This window comes from Verrucomicrobiota bacterium (assembly GCA_016871495.1).
Lineage (GTDB): Bacteria > Verrucomicrobiota > Verrucomicrobiia > Limisphaerales > VHDF01 > VHDF01.
In genome coordinates this window covers 1-4,867 of the sequence record VHDF01000163.1, presented here as the reverse complement: position 1 = coordinate 4,867, position 4,867 = coordinate 1, and the positions used below count along the sequence as shown (strand labels likewise).

Below are 4,867 nucleotides of genomic sequence, written 5' to 3'. Positions count from 1 at the left end.
TGATCCTCTGGACGGATTTCGTGCCGGACCCGTTTCCCGGCGGGACGGTGATTATCGAGGACCGGGAGGTTTCGAGCAGCGCCATCAAGTTCTACCGGGTTTTGCTGGAGTGACCCGGCGGCTGCTCCAGTTTTGGAAACCCTCATTGTGTTTGGCGGGCGATTGTGTAGCGTGGCGAACTAATTCAGAGATGCACACTGTTTCTTCAGGGGTCATCGGACCCGCCTCAGTGACCAGGGCCTCAAGTCCGCTGGGCGGATTCGGCGTCTTCGCCACCCGTAAGATTCCTCGCTTCACGCGGGTGATCGCGAAATGGAGCCCTTCAAAATCGTTGAAGGCAGATTCGGGAAAGCCCTCGTCGCCATGCGCCCCATCCCTGAAAAGACCATCCTTTTCGGCGGGAACGACTGGTGGGATGAGGAGGAAAGAAAAAGCTTCATCGAATTGACCCCGGCGGAGGTCCAGAGGCTTGACCCCTCCCGGCGCCGAATCTTCCTCAAATACGCCTACAATCACCATCCGACCCGGATCCTCGGCACTCTGGACCCCAACGCCCCGAGGCATCCGTCGAATTTTCTCAATCACTCGTGCGAACCGAACACAGGTTACGACCTCCACGACCACGTGGTGACTTTGAGGGACGTCGATTTCGGCGAAGAACTGACGATGGATTACGGCACATTCACTTTCAGCTTCGACCAGGAATTCCTTTGCGGCTGCGGCACGCCGAAGTGCCGGCGCAAAGTGACCGGGGCAGATTGGAAGCAACTGGTCCACCAGTACGGCTACGGATTTCCGTCCTTCATGCACGACCGCATCCGCGAAATCTTTGGAAGACCGGGCATGGGACTTGGTCCGTGACTATGCAGTCGAAACTGGGGAGCACACGCGCCCTCGCGTGTTCCGACCGGCGCCTCGCCCGTCGGAAGCCAAACGTCAAACGGTCACTGGATAGTGATTTGTTTGACAACACCAGTCTGGTCGGCGAGAATGCCTCCTATCATACTCGCCTGCGCCGCTGTCGCGGTTGCGTCGTCGCGAAGGCGCGAGGGCGTGTGCGCTCTCCATCGAAACTGAATAGACATTGCGGAGACAAAAGCGCCTGGGCGGCAGCACAACCCGACCAGGCATTTACTCGAGACGGATAAGTGACTTTGGATCCATGAGACTGCTCGCATGAAGACGCAAGATTCCCCTCGCGACGGATCGGGCCCACCTGAGGTTCCAGAGGACACCGAAGGGTTGTACAACACGTTCCGGACATTAGGCAAATGGTCGCGTCCTTTCACGGCCCAGATCCTCCTCATCTCGGCCATTCTCCTTCTGGAAATGGGGTTCAGCGCCTCCGTGCCAATCAGCTTTAAGTTTCTGATTGATCGCGCGCTCATCGGGCGCGAGCAAGCCTGGCTTTACGGGATTCTGGCTGGGCTGGCCGCTGCCGCAGTTGTGATTTCCGCGGTGGGTTTTAGACGGGATTACATGTATGCACGCGTGGTCGCAAAGCTGCTTGAGAACTTGCGAAGCTTGCTCTTCGATCGCATCCAGAGCCAGGACATGCGCTTTTTTTCGCAAACGTCATCGGGAGAGATCCTGGTGTGTTTCTCCGGGCACCTGGCCGCGGTGGAGAATGCCCTCACTGCCGCGGTTCCCTGGGGGGTTCTTCCTGCACTGGAAATCTGCTCCAGCGTGGTCCTGCTGTTTTGCCTCGATTGGAGGCTCGCATCAGCGGCGATGCTGGTTTTCCCGATGGCGCTCATGGGACCGCGGGCGATCAGCCCGCGCGCGACCCGCACCAGCTACGAACGGCGAGAGGATGAGGGGAGCGTCGTTTCCACCGTTCAGGAAAACCTTGCGGCCAGGCCGGTCGTGATCGCCTTTGGATTGGCCGATGTGGTTCGGGAACAGTTTCAGAAGCACAACCAGAATCTGCTTTTGAAATCGATCCGGCTGGGATTCCTCAACGCGCTGGTCGAACGGACCGCGAACGTCGCGGTCGTCTTCCTGCAGATCATCATTCTGGGCATCGGGACCTTGATGGCCTACCACAATCAAATCTCCATCGGCACTCTCACCGCCTTTCAGACCTTGTTCCTTACCTTGAGTTATTCGCTTTCTTACGTGACGCAGTATGTGCCGACCTTGATCCAAGCCAGCGGCGCCATCCAACACCTGAACCGGCTTTTGGAGTCGCCCACCGCGCCTTCCGAAGTGAGCGCCCACACCGCCTCCTTCACACGCTTCCAGGAGGCGATCGACTTTCGCAACGTCAGCTTCAGCTACGACGGCAAGGGCCTGAATCTTTCCGGCGTCAATCTGACCATCCCTCGGGGGGCGTCCGTCGCCTTCGTCGGACCCAGCGGCTCGGGCAAAAGCACGGTGCTCAATTTGCTCATGGGCTCCTATAAACCGGTTCTGGGTTCCATCACGATCGACGGGATTGCGACCAATCTCATCCCCGAAAAAACGTTGCGTCGGCAAATGGCCGTCGTTTTTCAAGAAAGCTTTCTCTTCAATACCACCATTCGCGAGAACATCCGGCTGGGCCGATTGGATGCTGCGGACCAGGAAATCGAGGTGGCCGCCAGGGCCGCGGAAATTCACGATGTCATCCGCAGCCTGCCGGACGGCTACGACACCGTCGTTGGTGAGCGCGGAGGCAGACTTTCCGGTGGCCAACGCCAACGCATCGCCGTCGCGCGCGCAATCATTCGGGACCCGGCGATCCTGGCTCTCGATGAAGCGACGTCGGCGTTGGATCCGGCCACCGAAGCCAATTTGAACCAAACCGTCGCACAACTGTCGCGCGGCCGAACGGTCGTCGCGGTCACCCACCGCCTCCAGAGTGTGGTGGATTACGATAGCATCTGCGTTTTTGACCACGGCCGACTCGTCGAGCAAGGAACACATCGGGAACTTTTGGAGCGCGCCGGCGTCTATGCCAGGCTCTGGCAGAAGCAGATGGGTTTCACGGTTTCCGCGGATGGAGAATCAGCCGTCCTTCGTCCCGAAAAACTCCGCGAGATCCCGATCCTGTCAGATCTGCCGTCGACGCTGCATGCGGAACTGGCAAAGGCATTCAACTCCGAGCAGTTGGCCGCCGACCGGGTGGTCTTCGAGCAAGGCGATGCGGGGGACAAGTTCTTTCTGATTGTGCGCGGCAAAGTCGCGGTGCACAAGCGGCTCCCGACCGGGGAATCGTTGCGCGTGGCTGTCCTGTCCGACGGCGATTTCTTCGGCGAAGTGGCGCTTCTTAAACAAGAGGTGCGCAACGCCACAATCAAGACGATGACTCCGTCTCTCTTTCTGTCCCTCAATCGGCCTCTGTTCTTCCGCATCCTCGGTGATGCGCCCGAACTGAAGGCAAAACTGATGGCGGAGGCGGAGTTGCGGAGCTGAAAACCCACTCCCTCACTTTTCGCTGCGCTGCCGACGGCCATTGGCCGGGAGCCGTTCATGTATTCCACCCATCCTCTACAGCCACTTCTTGCGCACTTCCAGGTGGATCAGCGGGTCAGCGCCCGGCTCGCCTTTGGCCTGCATCTTTTCGCTGTCCCATTCAATCGGTTTGCCATAGCGCAGAGCCACCATGCCCACCATGGCCACCTCCGCAATGTCCGCGCTGGAGACGAATCCCTGGAACGTCTCGGCCCCGCCTTTGCAGGCGTCGAGCCATTCCTGCATGTGGTCCCTCGGGGCGCGCGGCCCGGTGGCCGCGACCGCCTGGCCCGCCTCGTGATTAAGCACGCCGCAGCCTTCGGATTCGCCTTTCATCTTCACCACGCCCCAGGCATCCGAGCAGAGCAGGCCTTTTTCGCCGGCAAACAACACCCCGTTGGTCGGCACTTTCCCGTAGGTGGAAAGCAATTCATTGCCCAGTTCGACCGGAGGTCCCGCTTTGGGACCGTCGTGCCACCAGACCGTGACGGACGCAAACTGCCCGCGCGCGGGGAATTCCCAGCGAAAATCGGTCGCAGAAGGATAGCTGTCCATGAACGGCTCGGCCGTCTGGACGGAGACCCGTTGCGGAGCGCCCAATTCCAGCGCGCGCCATGGCAAATTGATCGCGGGCGCCCCCATGTCCGCGAGATGGCCATCGCCGAACGCGAGCCAGCGGCCCCAGCGCAGGCAACCGCCCAGATAATACGTCTTGAACGGCAGCAGAGGTGACGGCCCGCACCAGAAATCCCAATTCAATCCTTCCGGAATCGGATCGGCCTCCGTCGCGATCGGCGCGCTGGGTGGGACAGTCCGGTTGATCTCACCGCGGGCCTGACTCCAGATGAACTGCACGATCTGATCCGATTCCTCGTCGATCAAGGCCGGGTCTTCCCGTCCCGATGATCGGGGTCGCTCCGCATCACTGTCCGATAGCGTCCTCTCCGCTCCGTCTGGCGCGCGATGCGTCGAGAAAGCCCGCCGTGTCCGGCCTTCCGGCCCACCGGTAGCGGCCGTGAATGGAGGCCATGGCCCCGCGGACCGGTTACGGTTGAATGGCGCCGAAACGAAGACTTGCCAAGACTCCCGATCAGACATAGACGTAGGGTATGAAGCCACTCCGAGGACCGAACCCTTCGCTGCCTTCCGCACGGCACGGCGCTTTCACGCTAATCGAACTTCTGGTTGTCATCGCGATCATCGCTATTTTGGCTGGCATGCTTCTGCCGGCGCTTTCCAAGGCCAAGACCAAGGCGCAGGGCATCGCGTGCCTGAGCAACACCAAACAGTTGGGGCTCGGTTGGGTCATGTACGCCAACGATAACAATGATTCATTGGTCGAGAACATGAATCTGGGTGGCCCGGGCAGTGTTGAGGGAAGCTGGATCACGGGGTTCCTGACCTGGACCACAGCCAAGGACAATACGAACCT

4 protein-coding genes are annotated in these 4,867 nt (G+C 60.0%); 3 read left to right on the top strand and 1 reads right to left on the bottom strand.

All coding sequences use genetic code 11. The features are described 5' to 3' along the window. The first annotated feature begins 312 nt into the window (after positions 1-312). Together FJ404_19300 and FJ404_19295 are read left to right on the top strand one after the other, a co-directional pair. The gene (locus FJ404_19300; protein MBM3824998.1) at positions 313-861 is read left to right on the top strand and encodes an SET domain-containing protein; all 549 of its coding nucleotides are present in this window, start codon (positions 313-315) and stop codon (positions 859-861) included. Positions 862-1,176: 315 nt separating this feature from the next. Next, positions 1,177-3,396 carry an ATP-binding cassette domain-containing protein gene (locus FJ404_19295; protein MBM3824997.1) on the top strand — a complete coding sequence of 740 codons (2,220 nt, stop codon included), beginning with the start codon at positions 1,177-1,179 and terminating at the stop codon, positions 3,394-3,396. A 75-nt stretch (positions 3,397-3,471) separates the two neighbouring features. On the opposite strand, the gene FJ404_19290 is transcribed toward FJ404_19295, so the two are convergent. Then, positions 3,472-4,317 carry a hypothetical protein gene (locus FJ404_19290; protein ID MBM3824996.1) on the bottom strand — a complete coding sequence of 282 codons (846 nt, stop codon included), beginning with the start codon at positions 4,315-4,317 and terminating at the stop codon, positions 3,472-3,474. A gap of 227 nt (positions 4,318-4,544) precedes the next feature. Between FJ404_19290 and FJ404_19285 the strand changes: the two genes are divergently transcribed. Continuing rightward, on the top strand, positions 4,545-4,867 hold a 323-nt coding region (locus tag FJ404_19285), incomplete at its 3' end, for a type II secretion system protein (protein MBM3824995.1).

Coding starts and splice junctions, on each gene's coding strand:
- FJ404_19295 (MBM3824997.1), top strand. CDS start 1,177: ATGAAGACGCAAGATTCCCCTCGCGACGGATCGGGCCCACCTGAGGTT.
- FJ404_19300 (MBM3824998.1), top strand. CDS start 313: ATGGAGCCCTTCAAAATCGTTGAAGGCAGATTCGGGAAAGCCCTCGTC.